Source organism: Klebsiella grimontii, from assembly GCF_900200035.1.
Lineage (GTDB): Bacteria > Pseudomonadota > Gammaproteobacteria > Enterobacterales > Enterobacteriaceae > Klebsiella > Klebsiella grimontii.
In genome coordinates, this window is the sequence record NZ_FZTC01000010.1 from 128,766 (window position 1) to 148,004 (window position 19,239).

General features: G+C 57.9%; 13 protein-coding genes. 6 read left to right on the top strand and 7 right to left on the bottom strand.

From position 1 onward, the window contains the following. Positions 1-49: 49 nt before the first annotated feature. From KOSB73_RS04050 to pepA, 3 genes are all read right to left on the bottom strand, one after another. Positions 50-2,905, bottom strand: a complete 2,856-nt coding sequence (locus tag KOSB73_RS04050; protein ID WP_098140255.1) for a valine--tRNA ligase — start codon at positions 2,903-2,905, stop codon at positions 50-52. Beyond that, positions 2,905-3,348 carry a DNA polymerase III subunit chi gene (gene holC, locus KOSB73_RS04055; protein WP_004098129.1) on the bottom strand — a complete coding sequence of 148 codons (444 nt, stop codon included), beginning with the start codon at positions 3,346-3,348 and terminating at the stop codon, positions 2,905-2,907. The genes KOSB73_RS04050 and holC overlap by 1 nt, the downstream gene beginning before the upstream one ends. Positions 3,349-3,446: 98 nt before the next feature. Then, positions 3,447-4,958 (bottom strand): leucyl aminopeptidase, encoded by a 1,512-nt coding sequence (pepA, locus tag KOSB73_RS04060; protein WP_004136151.1) that lies wholly within the window; start codon positions 4,956-4,958, stop codon positions 3,447-3,449. Between the two features lie 267 nt (positions 4,959-5,225). Here pepA and lptF point away from each other — a divergent pair, with 267 nt between their 5' ends. After that, positions 5,226-6,323, top strand: a complete 1,098-nt coding sequence (gene lptF, locus KOSB73_RS04070; protein ID WP_004128284.1) for an LPS export ABC transporter permease LptF — start codon at positions 5,226-5,228, stop codon at positions 6,321-6,323. Continuing rightward, positions 6,323-7,405 carry an LPS export ABC transporter permease LptG gene (gene lptG / locus KOSB73_RS04075; protein ID WP_004136150.1) on the top strand — a complete coding sequence of 361 codons (1,083 nt, stop codon included), beginning with the start codon at positions 6,323-6,325 and terminating at the stop codon, positions 7,403-7,405. Before lptF ends, lptG begins: the two co-directional genes overlap by 1 nt. A gap of 42 nt (positions 7,406-7,447) precedes the next feature. On the opposite strand, the gene KOSB73_RS04080 is transcribed toward lptG, so the two are convergent. After that, positions 7,448-8,950 (bottom strand): helicase HerA-like C-terminal domain-containing protein, encoded by a 1,503-nt coding sequence (locus KOSB73_RS04080; protein WP_049087209.1) that lies wholly within the window; start codon positions 8,948-8,950, stop codon positions 7,448-7,450. 86 nt (positions 8,951-9,036) lie between these two features. Continuing rightward, the gene (locus KOSB73_RS04085) at positions 9,037-9,858 is read right to left on the bottom strand and encodes a TIM barrel protein (RefSeq protein WP_024360503.1); all 822 of its coding nucleotides are present in this window, start codon (positions 9,856-9,858) and stop codon (positions 9,037-9,039) included. Between the two features lie 361 nt (positions 9,859-10,219). Between KOSB73_RS04085 and KOSB73_RS04090 the strand changes: the two genes are divergently transcribed. Then, positions 10,220-11,725: a CoA-acylating methylmalonate-semialdehyde dehydrogenase gene (locus tag KOSB73_RS04090; RefSeq protein ID WP_004136147.1), complete on the top strand. Its 1,506-nt coding sequence runs from the start codon at positions 10,220-10,222 to the stop codon at positions 11,723-11,725. Between the two features lie 18 nt (positions 11,726-11,743). Continuing rightward, the gene (iolB, locus tag KOSB73_RS04095) at positions 11,744-12,553 is read left to right on the top strand and encodes a 5-deoxy-glucuronate isomerase (protein ID WP_098140256.1); all 810 of its coding nucleotides are present in this window, start codon (positions 11,744-11,746) and stop codon (positions 12,551-12,553) included. A 196-nt stretch (positions 12,554-12,749) separates the two neighbouring features. Here the strand turns inward: iolB and KOSB73_RS04100 are convergent, their stop codons facing one another. After that, the gene (locus KOSB73_RS04100; RefSeq protein WP_004098142.1) at positions 12,750-13,607 is read right to left on the bottom strand and encodes a MurR/RpiR family transcriptional regulator; all 858 of its coding nucleotides are present in this window, start codon (positions 13,605-13,607) and stop codon (positions 12,750-12,752) included. A 151-nt stretch (positions 13,608-13,758) separates the two neighbouring features. Next, a complete protein-coding gene (locus KOSB73_RS04105; protein ID WP_014227681.1) occupies positions 13,759-15,672 on the bottom strand; it encodes a bifunctional 5-dehydro-2-deoxygluconokinase/5-dehydro-2-deoxyphosphogluconate aldolase in 1,914 nt (637 codons plus the stop codon). Positions 15,673-16,198: 526 nt separating this feature from the next. Here KOSB73_RS04105 and iolD point away from each other — a divergent pair. Continuing rightward, the gene (gene iolD, locus KOSB73_RS04110) at positions 16,199-18,139 is read left to right on the top strand and encodes a 3D-(3,5/4)-trihydroxycyclohexane-1,2-dione acylhydrolase (decyclizing) (protein ID WP_098140257.1); all 1,941 of its coding nucleotides are present in this window, start codon (positions 16,199-16,201) and stop codon (positions 18,137-18,139) included. A 48-nt stretch (positions 18,140-18,187) separates the two neighbouring features. Next, positions 18,188-19,201 (top strand): bifunctional inositol 2-dehydrogenase/D-chiro-inositol 1-dehydrogenase, encoded by a 1,014-nt coding sequence (gene iolG, locus KOSB73_RS04115; RefSeq protein ID WP_004136140.1) that lies wholly within the window; start codon positions 18,188-18,190, stop codon positions 19,199-19,201. Positions 19,202-19,239: the final 38 nt, after the last annotated feature.

Genomic DNA, 19,239 nt, shown 5'->3' on the forward strand with positions numbered 1-19,239 from the left:
TCTTTCACAGAAAACGCCCCTTACCCGGATGGGATAAGGGGCGAGTGAATTACAGCGCGGCGATAACCGCCTGCTGCTCAATCAGCTTCGCTTTCGCTTCTGCGTAACCTTCCAGCTTCTCACGCTCTTTGGCGATCACCGCTTCCGGCGCGCGCGCCACAAAGCCTTCGTTGGAGAGTTTGCTTTCGATGCGGCCAATCTCGCCTTCGATTTTTGTCACTTCTTTCGCGAGGCGCGCCAGCTCATCTTCTTTGTTGATAAGACCAGCCATCGGGATCAGCAGCTCGGCGCCGTCGATAATTTTGGCCACCGAAACCGGGCCTTTATCATCGGCGGGCAGCACGGTGATGCTTTCCAGACGCGCCAGGTTCAGCAGGAAGCTACGGTTGTCGTTCACGCGACGAACCGCGGCTTCGCTGCAACCGCGCAGCAGCAGCTCCAGCGGCTTACCTGGGGCGATGTTCATTTCCGCACGGATGTTACGCACGGCGACGATCGCCTGCTTCAGCCATTCGGTATCGGCCAGCGCCGCTTCGTCAACCTGAGACGCATCGTACTGCGGGAACGGCTGCAGCATGATGGTATCGGCAGTGATACCGCAAATGACCTTCACGCGCTGCCAGATGGTCTCGGTGATGAATGGGATAATCGGGTGCGCCAGGCGCAGCAGACCTTCCAGAACGGTTACCAGCGTGTGGCGGGTGCCGCGCAGCTCAGACTCGGAACCGCCGGTCATCACCGGCTTGGTCAGCTCCAGATACCAGTCGCAGAACTGGTTCCAGGTGAACTCATACAGAATGCCCGCGGCGATATCGAAACGGAAGCCGTCCAGCGCCTCGCGGTAGGCTTTGACGGTCTGGTTGAATTCCGCGAGGATCCAGCGGTCCGCCAGCGACAGGGTCATCTCGCCGCCGTTAAAGCCGCAATCCTGATCTTCGGTGTTCATCAGCACAAAGCGGCTGGCGTTCCACAGCTTGTTACAGAAGTTACGGTAACCTTCCAGACGCTTCATATCCCAGTTGATATCGCGGCCGGTAGAGGCCAACGCCGCCAGGGTAAAGCGCAGGGCGTCGGTGCCGTGCGGCTCAATGCCGTTCGGGAACTGTTTCTCGGTGCGTTTGGCGATTTTTTCCGCCAGCTGCGGCTGCATCATGTTACCGGTGCGTTTTTCCAGCAGCTCCGGCAGGGAAATGCCGTCGACCATATCCAGCGGGTCGATAACGTTGCCCTTCGATTTGGACATCTTCTGGCCTTCGTCATCGCGGATCAGGCCGGTCATGTAGACGGTTTTAAACGGCACCTGCGGCTTGCCGTTTTCATCTTTGATGAAGTGCATGGTCATCATGATCATGCGGGCAATCCAGAAGAAGATGATATCGAAGCCGGAAACCATCACGCTGGTTGGGTGGAACTGGCGCAGGGCATCGGTATTTTCCGGCCAGCCGAGGGTGGAGAAGGTCCACAGCGCGGAGGAGAACCAGGTATCGAGAACGTCTTCGTCCTGGCGCAGCGCCACGTCGGCGCCGAGGTTATTTTCCTGACGTACTTCGTCCTCGGTGCGGCCAACGTAGACGTTGCCGTCGTTGTCGTACCATGCCGGGATGCGGTGACCCCACCACAGCTGGCGGGAGATGCACCAGTCCTGAATATCGCGCATCCAGGAGAAATACATGTTTTCGTACTGCTTCGGCACGAACTGGATATCGCCGTTCTCAACCGCCTCTACCGCCGGTTTTGCCAGCACGTCGGCGCGCACGTACCACTGGTCGGTCAGCATCGGTTCGATCACCACGCCGCCGCGGTCGCCGTACGGGACGGTCAGGTCGTGCGGTTTGATCTCGTCCAGCAGGCCCAGGGCATCGATAGCGGCAACCACCGCTTTACGCGCGGCAAAGCGCTCCAGCTTCTGGAACTCCGTCGGGATGGCGTTTGAGTAGACGTCAGACTCGTTGCCTTTGGTATCGTAAACTTCCGCGGTTTCGCGGATATCGCCGTCAAAGGTCAGAATGTTGATCATCGGCAGGGCGTGACGCTTACCGACTTCATAGTCGTTAAAGTCGTGCGCCGGGGTGATCTTCACGCAGCCGGTGCCTTTTTCCATATCGGCGTGTTCATCGCCAACGATCGGAATGCGGCGGTCAACCAGCGGCAGGATCACGAATTTGCCAATAAGATCTTTATAGCGCGGGTCTTCCGGGTTAACGGCCACGCCGGTATCGCCCAGCACGGTTTCCGGGCGGGTGGTGGCAACGACCAGATAATCTTTACCGTCAGCGGTTTTCGCGCCGTCGGCCAGCGGATAGCGGATATGCCACATCGAGCCTTTAGACTCGCGGTTTTCCACTTCCAGATCGGAGATAGCGGTGCGCAGTTTCGGGTCCCAGTTGACCAGGCGCTTGCCGCGGTAGATCAGATCTTCTTTATACAGGCGGACAAAGACTTCTTTGACGGCGTTGGACAGGCCTTCGTCCATGGTAAAGCGCTCGCGCTCCCAGTCCACGGAGTTGCCCAGGCGGCGCATCTGGCGGGTAATGGTGCCGCCGGACTCCGCTTTCCACTGCCAGATTTTATCGATAAAGGCGTCGCGACCGTAGTCGTGGCGGGTTTTACCTTCTTCGGCGGCAATCTTACGCTCAACCACCATCTGGGTAGCGATACCCGCGTGGTCGGTACCGGCCTGCCACAGGGTGTTTTTACCCTGCATGCGCTGGTAGCGAATCATGGTATCCATGATGGTTTGCTGGAAGGCATGACCCATATGCAAACTGCCGGTGACGTTCGGCGGCGGGATCATGATGCAGAAGGACTCTTTGCTTTCATCGCCGTTAGGCTTGAAATAGCCCTGCTTTTCCCAGTGCTCGTAAAGCGGCTGTTCGATATCTTGGGGGTTGTATGTCTTTTCCATTATTTCCAGGTTGCCGTGTTCAGGTTGAAACCAGCCATGCGGTACGCTTTATAACGTTCGCGCGCCAGTTGTTTCAAAGAATCTTCATAAGGGACGAAGTCTATCACTTCTGTGAAAGCGGTGGCAAAATCTGCAAAGTTTAGCCGCAGGCTAATCAGTATATCCCGCGGGCTACTGTTGCGCTTTTGCGGCCAGGCGATCTCCACCGGCGCGCCGCCGCGCGGACCTTCTCCCGCCAGATTATGCGGAACAAAACTTTCCGCTGGCCGCGCCCACAGCGCCTCGTCCAGACGAATGGCCTGCTGCTCATCTTCGCAGGCGATGAGCACTCGCTTGCCGCTGCGCCAACGTTCTGCGGCAATGTCACACACCAGTTGTTCAACGGCGCTCAGACCGTCTTGTTGTGTGTCGTTGTCCAGAAGGTAGAACGTTGCGTTTTTCATATATGGGGCTTCTTGTGATGACTTTAAATGCTTAAGCCGGGTGGACCCGGCCTACGGTGTACTGTCGTTAGTAGGCCGGGTACACCCGGCACGTTGCATCACTCTTCGCCGGTAAATCCAGCGCGGTTGAGCAGGAACTGCGACAGCATCGCCACCGGACGACCGGTCGCGCCTTTGGCTTTCCCGGAACGCCACGCGGTACCGGCGATATCCAGGTGCGCCCAGTTGTACTTGCGGGTAAAGCGCGCCAGGAAGCAGCCCGCGGTAATCGCTCCGCCTGGACGGCCGCCGATGTTCGCCATATCGGCGAAGTTAGACTCCAGCTGTTCCTGGAACTCGTCGCCAAGCGGCAGACGCCATGCGCGATCGCCCGCCAGTTCGGAGGCGCCGATCAGCTCGTGGGCCAGCGGATTGTGGTTCGACATCAGGCCGGTGATGTGATGGCCCAGCGCTATCACGCAGGCGCCGGTCAGCGTCGCCACGTCGATTACCGTCTCCGGCTCGAAGCGCTCGACGTAGGTCAGCACATCGCACAGCACCAGACGCCCTTCGGCATCGGTGTTCAGCACTTCAACCGTTTGCCCGGACATCGTGGTCAACACGTCGCCTGGTCGGTAGGCGCGACCGCCCGGCATGTTTTCACATCCGGCAAGCACGCCGACAACGTTCAGCGGCAGCTGAAGTTCTGCCACCATGCGCATTACGCCGTACACCGCCGCCGCGCCGCACATATCGTATTTCATCTCGTCCATGCCTTCGGCTGGCTTGATGGAGATGCCGCCGGAGTCAAAGGTCAGGCCTTTACCGACCAGCACGATAGGACGCGCATCCTCCGCCGGGCTGCCTTTGTATTCGATAACCGACATCAGTGATTCGTTCTGCGAACCGTTGCCGACCGCCAGATAAGAGTTCATTCCCAGCTCTTTCATCTGCTGTTCGCCGATAACGCGGGTAATGACGTTCTTACTGTAGGTATCGGCCAGCTGGCGCGCCTGAGAAGCCAGATAGGCAGCGTTACAGATGTTTGGCGGCATATTGCCGAGATCTTTTGCCGCTTTAATACCGGCGGCAATCGCCAGACCGTGCTGAATGGCGCGTTCGCCGCTGGTCAGCTCGCGACGGGTCGGGACGTTGAAAACCATTTTACGCAGCGGGCGGCGCGGCTCGCTTTTGTTGGTTTTCAACTGGTCAAAGCTGTACAGCGTCTCTTTGGCGGTCTCGACCGCCTGACGCACTTTCCAGTAGTTATTGCGGCCTTTGACGTGCAGCTCAGTCAGGAAGCAGACGGCTTCCATCGAGCCAGTATCATTCAGCGTATTGATAGTTTTCTGAATGACCTGCTTGTATTGACGCTCATCCAGCTCGCGCTCTTTACCGCAGCCAATAAGCAGAATGCGCTCCGACAGAATGTTCGGCACATGGTGCAGCAATAAAGTCTGGCCAGGTTTGCCTTCAAGCTCGCCGCGACGCAGCAGGGCGCTGATATAACCGTCGCTAATTTTATCAAGCTGTTCGGCGATGGGGGAGAGGCGCCGTGGTTCAAAGACGCCGACCACGATACAGGCGCTCCGCTGCTTCTCCGGGCTACCGCTTTTTACACTGAACTCCATGCACTACGCTCCTGAATCTTAAAGACAACGACGGTGGCTACGGATAGAATTGAAAGCTTTCGTAACTCATGTCCGCTGTTGTGGTGACTTCGTGTTAATCTTAACGTTATTACGGCCTTGGTTCGTCAGAAAAGATCCTGATACGCAGAACCAGCGAGTCATTTAATCTTAGCGATGTTTTCGACGACCAAAGAGAATAAATGACGTTTAAGCCATGAAACAAGCAATTTTCCTGCAATAAAACGGGTTTTTACGGGCGTATTTATAGTGATAATCATAAGATATCTGGTTCGTGAGACGCTGAAAAGCCAGTTGGCGATCCTATTCATCCTGCTACTCATTTTCTTCTGTCAGAAACTGGTCAGGATCCTCGGCGCCGCTGTTGATGGCGATATCCCGACCAATCTGGTGCTCTCGCTGTTAGGGCTGGGCGTACCTGAAATGGCGCAGCTCATTCTGCCCCTGAGCTTATTCCTCGGGCTGCTGATGACGCTGGGCAAACTGTATACCGAAAGCGAAATCACGGTGATGCACGCCTGCGGCCTGAGCAAGGCCGTGCTGGTGAAAGCCGCCATGATTCTGGCGCTCTTTACGGGCATCGTCGCGGCGGTCAATGTGATGTGGGCCGGCCCCTGGTCTTCTCGTCACCAGGATGAAGTGCTGGCGGAAGCGAAAGCGAACCCCGGCATGGCGGCGCTGGCTCAGGGCCAGTTCCAGCAGGCCAGCGACGGCAGCGCGGTGCTGTTTATTGAGAACGTCAACGGCAACCGCTTCAGCGACGTTTTCCTCGCTCAGCTGCGGCCGCGAGGCAACGCGCGCCCGTCGGTGGTTGTCGCGGATACCGGCGAGCTCTCGCTGCGTAAAGACGGCTCGCAGGTGGTGACCATGAATCAGGGCACCCGCTTTGAAGGCACCGCGATGCTGCGCGACTTCCGCATTACTGACTTCAAAAACTATCAGGCGATAGTCGGCCATCAGGCCGTGGCATCCGATCCGAACGATACCGAGCAGATGGATATGCGCACCCTGTGGCGTACCGATACCGATCGCGCCCGGGCGGAGCTGCACTGGCGCTTCACGCTGGTCGCGACGGTGTTCATCATGGCGCTGATGGTGGTGCCGCTTAGCGTGGTGAACCCGCGCCAGGGCCGCGTGCTGTCGATGCTGCCGGCGATGCTGCTCTATCTGGTGTTCTTCCTGCTGCAAACGTCGATTAAATCGAGCGGCGGTAAAGGCAAAATGGACCCGATGATCTGGATGTGGGCGGTAAACCTGCTCTATTTCGCGTTGGCCGTGCTGTTGAACCTGTGGGATACGGTGCCGATGCGCCGCTTCCGTGCCCGTTTTAACAAAGGAGCGGCGTGATGCAGGCGTTTGGGGTACTTGACCGTTATATCGGTAAGACGATTTTCAACACCATCATGATGACCCTGTTCATGCTGGTTTCCCTCTCCGGCATCATCAAGTTTGTCGACCAGCTGAAAAAGGCCGGGCAGGGCAACTATGATGCGCTGGGGGCCGGAATCTACACGATTCTCAGTGTGCCGAAAGATATCCAAATCTTCTTCCCGATGGCGGCGCTGCTCGGCGCGCTGCTGGGGCTGGGGATGCTGGCGCAGCGCAGCGAACTGGTGGTGATGCAGGCTTCCGGCTTTACCCGCCTGCAGGTGGCGCTGTCGGTGATGAAAACCGCGATTCCGCTGGTGCTGCTGACCATGGCGATAGGCGAGTGGGTTGCCCCGCAGGGCGAGCAGATGGCGCGTAACTATCGTGCTCAGCAGATGTACGGTGGGTCGCTGCTTTCCACGCAGCAGGGGCTGTGGGCGAAAGACGGCCATAACTTTGTGTATATCGAGCGGGTAAAAGGCAGCGATGAGCTGGGCGGAGTGAGCATCTACGCCTTTAACGACCAGCGCCGCCTGCAGTCCGTTCGCTATGCCGCGTCGGCCAAATTCGATACCGAGAATAAGCTCTGGCGGCTGTCGCAGGTGGATGAATCCAACCTGACCGATCCGAAACAGGTCACCGGAACGCAGACGGTCAGCGGGACCTGGAAGACCAACCTGACCCCGGATAAGCTCGGCGTGGTGGCGCTGGACCCGGACGCACTGTCCATCAGCGGCCTGCACAACTATGTCACCTATCTGAAGTCCAGCGGTCAGGATCCGGGCCGCTATCAGCTCAATATGTGGAGCAAAATCTTCCAGCCGCTGTCGGTGGCGGTGATGATGCTGATGGCGCTGTCGTTTATCTTTGGCCCGCTGCGTAGCGTGCCAATGGGCGTCAGGGTAGTGACCGGGATCAGCTTCGGCTTCATCTTCTACGTGCTGGACCAGATTTTCGGCCCGCTAACCCTGGTATACGGCATTCCGCCGATTATCGGCGCGCTGCTGCCGAGCGCCAGCTTCTTCTTGCTGAGCCTCTGGCTGATGATGCGCAAATCCTGACGTAACGCGCCCCCTTCCTGAAGTCAGAAAGGGGGCGTTTTTTTAGCGTTTCCGCCCGCCAAGCAAGCTTCCCAGCATTCCCCTGACTATCTGGTTGGTCACCTGACGCACCGCGCTCTTGGCTGCCGTTTGTACGATACCGTCGCGTTTGCCACCGCGCGGCCCGGTGGTACCGAACAGAATGTCTTTTAATCCGCCGAGCAGGCCGTCGTCCTCGCCGTTTTGCTGGCCTTTTACCGGCGGCGACTGCTGTTGCTCCGTTATGCTCTGAACGCCCTGTTGCAGCATTTCAAAGGCCGATTCACGGTCGATCTCTTCTTCATATTTCCCGTACAGCGACGAGTGGTTAAGCAGTCCGTTACGTTCGTCATCGGTGACCGGCCCCATACGCGAGCAGGGGGCGATAACCATTGCGCGTTCCACTATTGAAGGGCTGCCTTTCTCATCAAGAAAGGAGATCAGCGCCTCCCCCGTGCCCAGCTCCTGGATCGCCTGTTCGGTACTGAACGCCGGATTCGCGCGCATGGTTTGCGCGGCGGTTTTTACCGCTTTTTGATCTTTCGGCGTGAAGGCGCGCAGAGCGTGCTGCACGCGATTGCCCAGTTGACCGAGTACCGCATCGGGAATGTCCGCCGGGTTTTGCGAAACGAAATAAACACCGACGGCCTTAGAGCGAATCAGGCGGATAACCTGCTCGATTTTATCCAGCAGCACCTGCGGCGCATCGTTAAACAGCAGATGCGCTTCATCAAAGAAAAAGACCAGCTTTGGCTTCTCCTGGTCGCCGGCCTCCGGCAGCCGTTCGTAAAGCTCTGAGAGCATCCACAGCAGGCTGGCGGCGTACAGCTTCGGCATCTGGTAGAGCTTCTCGGCGCTCAGGATATTAATCACCCCTTTACCCTCAGCGTCGACGCGCATCCAGTCCTGAATATCGAGCATAGGTTCGCCGAAAAAGTGCTCCGCGCCCTGCTGCTCAAGGGTAAGTAACCCGCGCTGAATCGCCCCAACGGAGGCGCTGCTGATATTGCCGTACTGGTTCTGAAACGCTTTGGCGTTGTCGCCAATGTATTGGGTAATGGCGCGCAGGTCTTTAAAGTCGAGCAGCAGCAGCCCGCGATCGTCGGCGATACGGAAGATGATATTCAGCACCCCGGACTGAACCTCATTGAGGTTGAGCAGGCGCGCCAGCAGCAGCGGCCCGAGATCGGAAACCGTGGCGCGCACCGGGTGGCCTTTTTCGCCGAAAATATCCCATAGCACCACCGGATTGGCGTGCGGCTGCCAGTCCGTTGCGCCGATTTTTTCCAGACGCGCCTGCAGCTTTTCCGAACTTTGGCCCGACTCGGCGATACCGGTGAGGTCGCCTTTCACATCGGCCATAAATACCGGAACGCCGATCTCCGAGAACGACTCCGCCAGCTTTTGCAGGGTGACGGTTTTACCGGTCCCCGTGGCGCCGGTAATTAAGCCGTGGCGGTTGGCCATAGCGGGCAGTAAATGCAGCTGTTTATCTAGCGTGCGGGCAATCAGCAGAGGTGCGCTCATGATCGATTTCTCCATTTATCCTGCTGCGAGTATAGGCAACCTGATGACAAAAGGAGGGAAATCATGCGCGCCTTCGCTTATTCGCTTCAGGCGCAGTGGCGCTGAATTAACGCGATGCTCTGCTCGATTTCGCGGCGGATATCGCCTTCGCTCCAGTTTGCCAGCTCCGGCGCGAAGGGCTCGAACGCATACACGCCCTGATAGCCGCGCGCCTCCAGGTTTTTGACCTGCTCGCAGCTTTGCAGCTGGTCTTTTGCGCTCAGCATGATGCGCTCATTGTCGGTAAGAGCTTCGCGCGGGCGGGTATCCTCTACGCCGGAAAGATGGACCAGACCGATTTCGCCGATATCCACCTGGTTAAACTCCTGCTCCGCCTGCGGATAAAGATGATGATGGAAGGTATCGATCAGCAGCTTAAACGGCACCCGCGCGTCGTGGATTAGCGTTTGCGCCTGCGCCGAGGAGCGCAGCGAGCTCTGCGGGAAACCGAGCGGTTCCACCAGCCCCTGAATGCCGTAGAAGGCGAATAGCGGCGCCAGGTCGCGCAGGGCGTTAAGGGTTTCGCTCGCCGGAACCTCGGTACCATCGTTCAGCGGGCACAGCACCAGCGATTTGGCGCCAACGGCTTTGGCTTCTTTTAACAATGACTCCGTCAGGCTACGAACCTCTGCGGTGCGGCAGTTGAAGGGGTAGACCGCGTTGATCGTGAGGATCTCAATATGGTAGCGGTCAGCCAACTCCCGCACCTGCTGATGGCTCAGGTCGTCGGTTACTTTTCCGCTGGGGAGGTCGTTACGTAGCTCGACTTTGTTCAGCCCGAGGCTGTTCACCAGCCGGAAAAAGGCCTCAATGCTGAGTGACGGGGCGATCTTGCGGTTGATGCAGAAACGTTGCGATGCAATAGCCATTTTGACTCTCCTGAAACGTAGGGATCGAATTCGTTCGAATGCCTCATAGTCAAAACATTTATTCCAAAATTAGCAATGTATGAAATGGCGGTTTTTTGAGCCGACTCGCAAAATATTTTTCTGTTGTGCTTTCATTGCTGCTGGTTCCAGGAGGCGCTACGTCTAATCTCTTTTTATCGGACTTTAGCGCGCAAGGCGGCGTTTCCTTACAATAAATTGCGACCATCGTCACCAAAATTGAATTTCATTAGCTATCAATATTGAAATATTAATTTCATTTTACTACGGTTATAGCACAGCAGATCCAGTAATGGGCCGTACTGCGTTGGCCCCCGATACCCCATACAGATGAGGCGAGAGCATGACTATCACAGGAAACTTTATTGGCGGGAAAACCGTTACCAGCGGCAGCAACAAAACAATGCCGGTATTCGACCCCGCGACGGGCAAAGTGGTCCGCGAAGTCACGTTATCGACCGCGCAGGAAGTCTCTGACGCCATTCAGGTGGCGCGTGATGCTTTTGAGAGCTGGTCGCGCACCACGCCGCTGCGCCGCGCGCGCGTGATGTTCAATTTTAAAATGTTACTGGAACAGCATGCTGAAGAGCTGGCGGGGATTATCGTCAGCGAGCACGGTAAAGTGTTTTCCGACGCGATGGGTGAGCTGACGCGCGGCATGGAAGTCGTCGAGTTTGCCTGCGGTATTCCGCATCTGATTAAAGGGGAGTTCTCATCGGATGTCGGCACCGGCGTTGATAGCTATTCGCTGATGCAGCCGCTGGGCGTGGTGGCGGGCATTACGCCGTTCAACTTCCCGGCGATGGTGCCGATGTGGATGTTCCCGCTGGCGCTGGCCTGCGGCAACAGCTTTGTCCTCAAGCCGCCAGCGCTGGCGCCGACCGCCGCGGTGCGTCTGGCGGAATTGCTGAAAGAAGCAGGGCTGCCGGATGGCGTCTTTAACGTGGTGCACTGCAGTAATGAAGACGCTGAGCAGCTCTACCGGGACCCGCGGATCGCGGCGGTAAGCTTCGTGGGCTCGTCCGGCGTGGCGGAGCATATTTATAAAACCGCCAGCGCCTATGGCAAGCGAGTACAGGCGTTTGGCGCGGCGAAAAACCACGCGATTGTGATGCCGGATGCCGATCTGGATGCCACCGTGAACGCCATTATGGGCGGCGCGTTCGGCTCGGCGGGCGAGCGCTGCATGGCGCTGCCGGTGGTGGTCGCCGTCGGCGATGAGACGGCGGATAAACTGATTGCGCGCCTGAAGCCGCTGGTGGAGTCCCTGAAGGTGGGGCCGGGCTGTATGCGCGGAAAAGAGGAGAACGAAATGGGGCCGGTCGTCTCCGATACCCATCAGAAAAAAGTGCTGGGATATATTGATAAAGGGGTCAGCGAGGGGGCGACGCTGGTGGTTGATGGCCGCAAGCCGCAGGTTCCCGGGTTTGAAGAGGGGTACTACGTCGGCGGAACGCTGTTCGACAACGTCACGCCGGAGATGACAATCTGGCGCGAGGAGATTTTTGGCCCGGTGCTGGGTATTGTCCGCGTGGCGGATTACCACAGCGCGCTGGAGCTGGTGAACAGCCATGAGTTCGGCAACGGCAGCGCCGTCTTTACCAGCAACGGCCACACCGCGCGTGAATTTGTCCATGATGTCCAGGCCGGAATGGTTGGGGTCAACGTACCGGTACCCGTTCCCATGGCCTTCCATAGCTTTGGCGGCTGGAAACGCTCCGTATTCGGCGCACTGAACGTGCATGGCCCGGACGGCGTGCGCTTCTATACGCGTATGAAAACCGCCACCGTCCGCTGGCCGCAGGGTCAGCAAACCGTATCTGAATTCAGTATGCCGACGTTAGGCTAATCGGCGAAGGAGAGCGCCATGTCTTTACTGGCTAAAGCAAAAAAAGAAGGGCAGATTCAGCACATCACCCCACAGAGCGCGGGGTGGAAGTACATTGGTTTTGATGTCTGGATGTTAAAGAAAGGACAAACCGTCACCCTGGAAAGCGGCGATCGCGAACTGTGCCTGGTGCTGGTCGCCGGCCTGGCTTCGGTAAAAACCACGCGGGCGGATTTCCCGAACCTCGGCCAGCGTATGTCGCCGTTTGAGCGGACGCCGCCCTGGTCAGTCTACGTGCCGCCGCAGGATAAAGTCGAAGTGACGGCAGATTCAGACCTCGAGCTGGCCGTATGCAGCGCCCCGGGTAAAGGAACTTTACCGGCTCGAGTTATCTCCCCGCAGGACGTGGGCGTAGAGCATCGGGGTAAGGGGCGCAACCAGCGCCTGGTGCACAATATTCTGCCGGATAGCGCGCAGGCGGACTGCCTGCTGGTGGTGGAGGTTTACACCGAGGAAGGGGCGACCAGCTCATGGCCGTCGCACAAGCACGATACGGCGCTGCCGGGCCAGGAAACCCAGCTGGAAGAGACCTACTATCACCGTTTCGATCCGCCGCAGGGATTTGCCTTCCAGCGCGTCTACACCGATGATCGCAGCCTCGATGCCTGCATGGCTCCCTACAACCACGATGTGGTCATGGTGCCGCGCGGCTACCATCCGGTGGCGGCGATTGCCGGGTATGACAGCTACTATCTGAACGTAATGGCCGGTCCGGATCGCAAATGGATGTTTACCTGGGAAGAGGATCACGAGTGGATCAACAGCCCTGATTATCCCCGCCACGATTAACATTGGTTGATAATAAAAAGGCCGGTTAGCAACGCTAGCCGGCCTTTTTGATCCTGTAGCCCGAATAAGATCGTCGTCGCAATTCTGGCACATCCCCGGCTTGCGCTGCGCTTAGCCGGGCTACGGGTTTACCGTCGTCTGCGGACAAGTAGCCCGGATAAGACGTTTACGTCGCCATCCGGGAGGCATGAAAAATTTAAGCCAGCTGCTTCGTTTCTGCATCCTTGCTGCTGTTCAGCGCCAGCGAGACCGCCAGCGTCTGGGCCAGGCACAGCGAGGCCACCTGCGAACGGAAACCATCAACCTGCGCCTCGCGCACCACAAAGCAGACGTCGCTGAAGGCCGCCAGCGGGCTGACCTGGCTGTCAGTAATCGCTATCTGTCGTGCTTTACGCTGCGCGCCGAGCTCCACCAGTTCAACCACTTCCCGCGCATACGGAGAGAAGCTCACCGCCACCACGACATCTTTCGGCCCGACCAGGCTGAGCTGCTCGGTAAACATGCCGCCCAGACCGTCAATCAGAAATGCTTTACGGTCCAGATGGCGCAGAGCGTAGGTCAGATAGGAGGCGACGCTAAAGGAGCGGCGCAGGCCAATAACGTAGATATTCTCCGCTTCCGCCAGCAGTGCGACCGCGCGCTGCAGATCGTCGCCGGAGGTCTGCATCGCCAGCTGCTGTAGCGCCTGGGTATTGACCATGGTGAACATATTCAGGATTTCGGTCGGCGTTTCCGGCGGGGTTGCGTCATCCGTCGTGGTCTGGCGGAACAGACGTGCGCGCTCGGTATAGTTAGCCGTCTCTTCCATCAGATGCTGCTTGAACATCTGCTTCATTTCGTTGAAGCCGCTAAAACCAAAGGCGTTAGCAAAGCGGATCAGCGTGGAAGGGGGGACATCAGCTTGTTGCGCGATAGAGGCCACGGTGTCGAAAGCCACGCTATTGCTGTTATCGAGAATATAGCGGGCTACCTGTTTCAGGCGTTTGCTTAACGTGTCGTAGCGACGCCTGATTTCATCCTGCAAGATGGTAAGTTGGGTCGGATTATTGGCCATAGATTGCGCTCTGAGAAAATGAAAGGAATATAATTTCCAGTGTATCAAATGAAGCGAATTTTTCATTTACAACGATGAAATACGCGATTCATTTCACGAAGATCCAGAAAAAAGCCCGCATCTTCGAAAGAGGATGCGGGCGGGGGCTGAATCAGCCGCGGGCTTCTCGCCAGTAGCCGATGAGCGTAAGGTAGTTGCGTTTCACTTCGTTAATTAGCGCCTCGTCGCTGAGCTCGCCCTGCATCCAGCGCCGTGAAGGCTGGCCAAAAATGGTGCGTCCTACGGCAAAACCTTTGATCATCGGATGCTTCGCCGCTTCGGCAAAACCGGCGCGCAGACGGTCCGAAGGGGCGTCCAGGCCGAGGATTAAGATCCCGCGGCACCAGCTATCTTCTCGCGCGATCAGTTTGCCGATCCTTTCCCATTCCGCGCTCGACAGCGGCGGCAGCTTCCACCAGTCCGGCTGGATGCCCAGCTGATAGAAGTGCTCCAGCATGTCGTGGTAGTGGCGTTCATCTTTATCCGGGCCGTTTTCCGGCAGGATGATTTCCAGCAGCAGCTCATGCCCGGACTTGTTGCACGCCTGCCAGACCTCCAGCAGCAGCGCATCCTGTTCGGCGCGCAGCTCGGCGGGATCGGCCGGATGATAGAAGACCAGGCATTTCACCACGTGCTCCAGCGGCCAGTCGATCAGCTGGGAACCGATGTTGCCATGTTCCAGGCGCAGCGGGCGCGAGCTCGGCATTTCAATCGGCCGACCAATCCACCAGCCCTTGCCGGTGATGGCATTGAGCGAGCGCTGGCCGTAGGTGCCATCGGCGAGGATGCCGCTGCGACCGTCAAGACCGGCTTCGTCTGCGGCGGCTTCCGCGGCCGCCAGCAGCAGCAGCTTCAGCTGCGGAATGCAGGATTCATCACGCCCGGTTTCCAGCGCCAGATCTGCCAGCTGTTTACGGTGGTCAAAGGCGAAAATGCACAGCTCCGGCCACGCCTGGCGGCGGCTGGTGACGCGATGCAGATGGTTGAGGCGATCGTCGATATCCGGACGCGGGACCGATTCTGCCCGCGACAGATAGTCGTCAAGCTCGGCTTTGGTCGGCATCGCGGGCGCGCAGCCGTGGCGTGAAACCACCAGCGCGCCGCAGGCGTTAGCGTAGCGACAGGCCTGCTCCCAGCCTTCATCGTTAAGCCAGCCGCGCAGCAGGCCGGACATAAAGGCATCGCCCGCGCCCAGCACGTTAAGCACGTCTACGCGTACGCCCTGCTGTAGCGGCACGCTATCCCAGCTGTCGGGAATGGCGCCTTCCAGCACCACGCAGCCCATCGGGCCGCGCTTGCAAACCAGCGTCGCTTTCGTGGCGTTACGCACGTTTTTCAGCGCGGTCAGGGTATCGGTGCTGCCGCCGGCAATATGAAACTCTTCTTCAGTACCGACCACCAAATCGAACAGATGCAGGACTTCCTGCAGTTGGCTGGTCACCTGGCCGGATTCAATGAAACGCGTTTCACCGTCACCTAAAGAGGTTAAACCCCAAAGCACCGGACGATAGTCGATATCCAGCGCGGTGCGCAGGCCGTGACGGCGTGCGTACTCCAGCGCCTTCAGCACCGCTTCGCGCGTGTTGGCGTGCGAAAGGTGGGTGCCGGTTACCGCCAGCGCCCGGGAAGAGGCGATGTACTCTTCCTTAATATCTTCTGGCGAAAGGGCCATATCGGCGCAGTTATCGCGGTAAAAAATCAGCGGAAACGTCTCCTGATCTTTAATCCCCAGCATTACTAACGCCGTCAGGCGCTGCTTATCGGTGATCAGATATTCGGTATCGACGCCGGCGCGGCTCAGGGTTTCGCGAAGAAAACGGCCATTATGCTCATCGCCCACGCGGGCGAGCATCGCCGATTTTAATCCCTGAATGGCGGTGCCGAAGGCGACGTTGCCGGAAGAGCCACCCAGGTATTTAGAAAAACTGGCGACATCTTCCAGCCTCGCGCCAATCTGCTGGGCATAGAGATCGACTGCCACCCGGCCAATACAGATGACGTCGAGTCGCTTTACTGCTGCATTCATAGCTAGGGTTTCCTTTTGCATTTCTGCTGTACGGAAGAGTCGGACTGCCGACAGCGTCTCCGAAAACAGCCTGAGGGTTATTGGTTACCCTTAGTTTGAGAAATAAATATTTCATTTGCAAACTAGATCGAAATTAAAAAACCAAAAATGTGAGGGATATACCACTATGCCGCGCTGAGCCTCATTCTGCCTCGGATCCTGCACAGCGGCTGAAAGTTAAACGGACGTCAGTTGAACATCTATCTTTACCTATGATTTTTAAGGGGATATTAAGAGGTGGGCCGCGTAATTTGCACGTTATCCCCGATACAGGATGCGAATGAAACGGGTGAAATGCATAGAGAGTTTGATCCCTCTCGCAAAATGAAATATTTCTTCTGTATTTCTATTTAATGAAAAAAATGTTTGCCTATAATCCAAAAGTATTCCAGTGACGTTAACGATTTTCCTGACTCATCGCTCGTATCGCTGCGCAAGGCAAAACGCTAACCCACACGCAAATACTGAACAATAAGGATTGGGCAACATGGGCAAACTGAGACTGACAATGGCGCAGGCGCTGGTGAAGTTCCTGGATAACCAGTACCTGGAAGTCGATGGCGAAGAGCATAAGTTCGTCAAAGGCATCTTTGCTATCTTTGGCCACGGCAACGTGCTGGGAATGGGGCAGGCCCTTGAACAAGATAGCGGTGAAATGCGGGTCTATCAGGGGCGTAACGAGCAAGGGATGGCGCATGTAGCTACCGGTTTTGCCAGACAGTCCCTGCGTCGTCAGATTATTGCCTGTACCTCCTCCATTGGCCCCGGCGCGGCAAACATGATTACCGCCGCCGCCACCGCGACTGCCAACCGCATCCCGCTGCTGCTGCTGCCGGGCGATGTGTTTGCGACCCGCCAGCCTGATCCGGTGCTGCAGCAAATCGAACAGAGCCACGATCTCAGCATTACCACTAACGACGCGTTTCGCGCGGTGAGTAAATACTGGGATCGCATCACCCGTCCGGAACAGCTGATGAGCGCCTGCATCAACGCCATGCGCGTGTTGACCGACCCGGCGGAAACCGGTGCGGTCACGCTTTGTCTGCCGCAGGATGTCCAGGGCGAAGCCTGGGATTATCCGGAGTCGTTCTTTACCCGTCGGGTACACCGCCTTGACCGCCGCCCGGCCAGCGCCGCGCAGCTGGCGGATGCCGTGGCGGCGATTAAAGCCAGCCGTAAGCCGCTGATCGTCTGCGGCGGCGGGGTGAAATACTCCGGCGCAGGCGAGGCGTTGACCCGTTTTGCCGAGCGCTACGGCGTTCCGTTTGCCGAAACCCAGGCGGGTAAAGGCAGCGTTGTCTCTTCGCATCCGTATAACGTGGGCGGCGTCGGCGAAACCGGCTGCCTGGCGGCGAACCTGTTGGCGAAAGAGGCGGACTTAGTCATCGGTCTTGGCACCCGTTTCAGCGATTTCACCACCTCGTCAAAATGGATTTTCCAGCACCCGGGCGTGCGCTTCCTCAATATTAACGTCAGCAACTTCGATGCCTGGAAGCTGGATGGGATTCCAATGCTGGCGGATGCCCACGAAGCCCTCACTGCCCTGGACGGCGCCCTGTCCGGCGAATCCTGGCAGGCTGGCTGGGGCGAGCAGATTGAAAGCGTGCAGAGCCGCCAGCTGAAAGAGACCCAGCGGGTTTACCAGGCGGTGTGGCAGGAAACCGCTTTCGTCCCGGAAATCGACGACCATCTGGATCGGGAATCGGTGTATCGCGAATTTCGCCAGATAACCGACTCCACCCTGACGCAAAGCAGCGTTCTTGGCGTACTTAACGAAACGCTGCCGGCGGATGCGGTGATTGTAGCGGCGGCGGGGAGCCTGCCGGGAGACCTGCAGCGCGTCTGGCGCAACCGGGCCACCAACACCTATCACGTTGAATACGGCTACTCCTGCATGGGGTATGAAGTCAGCGCCGCGCTGGGCGTGAAGTTAGCCCAGCCGCAAAGCGAGGTCTATTCGCTGGTCGGCGACGGCTCGTTCATGATGCTGCACTCCGAGCTGGTGACCTCCCTACAGGAGCGCGCGAAGATCAACATCGTGCTGCTCGACAACATGGCCAACGGCTGCATTAACAACCTGCAAATGGAGCACGGGATGGACAGCTTCGGCACCGAGTTCCGCTTCCGCTGCGCCGAATCGGGCCAGCTGCAGGGCGGCCTGGTGCCGGTAGATTTCGCCACTGTCGCTGCCGGCTACGGCTGTAAAACCTGGCGCGTCACGACGCTAGAAGAACTACGCCACGCGCTGGACGCCGCGCGCCGCGAAACCGTCAGCACCCTGATAGACATTAAAGTGCTGCCGAAAACCATGGTGCACAAATACGGCAGCTGGTGGAACGTCGGCGTCGCGCAGTCTGCGCTCTCCGAACGGATCCGCAAAGTGGCGCAAATGATCAATGAAAAACGCGCTCAGGCGCGGGATTACTAAAACAGAACACAAACCCTGAACCCTACAAATCTCGGGAGAAAACCAACTATGTCACTCAAATTAGGTGTCATCGGTGCCGGCGCTATCGGTAAAGAACATATCCGTCGTTGCACTCAGGTACTGCAGGGAGCCACGGTAGTGGCGGTTTCGGACATCAACGAAGAGAACGCGCGCGCCGCGGTTGCGCTGCCGGGCGTGCATGCCGAAGTGTACGCCGACGGTCATGACGTGATTAAGGCCAGCGATGTGGATGCCATTCTGGTCACCTCATGGGACCCCACCCACGAAGAGTACACGCTGGCCGCCATCGCCGCTGGGAAGCCGGTGTTCTGCGAGAAGCCACTGGCGATGAGCGCGGAAGGCTGCCGCCGTATCGTTGATGCGGAAATGAAAGCCGGTCGCCGCCTGGTGCAGGTTGGATTTATGCGCCCTTACGACGAAGGCTATCTGGCGCTGAAAAAAGTGATCGATGACGGCGACATCGGCGCGCCGCTGATGCTGCGCTGCGCGCACCGCAACCAGTCGGTGGGCGAGAACTACACCACCGATATGGCGATCACCAACACCCTGATTCACGAGTTGGATGTGCTGCGCTGGCTGCTGAATGACGACTATCGCTCCGTGCAGGTGCGCTTCCCGCGCTCCACGTCCCACACCCATGCGCGCCTGAAAGACCCGCAGATCGTGTCGTTTGAAACCAAAAAAGGCACGCTGATCGATGTGGAGGTCTTTGTGAACTGCCAGTACGGCTATGACATCCAGTGTGAAGTAGTAGGGGAAACCGGAATTGCCCGCCTGCCTGAGCCGTCGGCCGTGCAGATGCGCAAAGCCGCTAACCTGTCGACCGCTATTCTGACCGACTGGAAGGATCGCTTTATCAAAGCGTATGACGTTGAGCTGCAGGCCTTTATCAATGATGTTCAGGCCGGCCAGCTGCATGGCCCATCGGCGTGGGATGGCTACGCGGCGTCCGTCGCTGCCGACGCCTGTATCAAAGCGCAGGGAACCAGCGACCCGGTTGAGGTGACGCTGCCTGAATGCCCGGCATTCTACAAACGCTAATCCCGCTTTGCTGACGGAACTTCTTTGCACAGGTAACG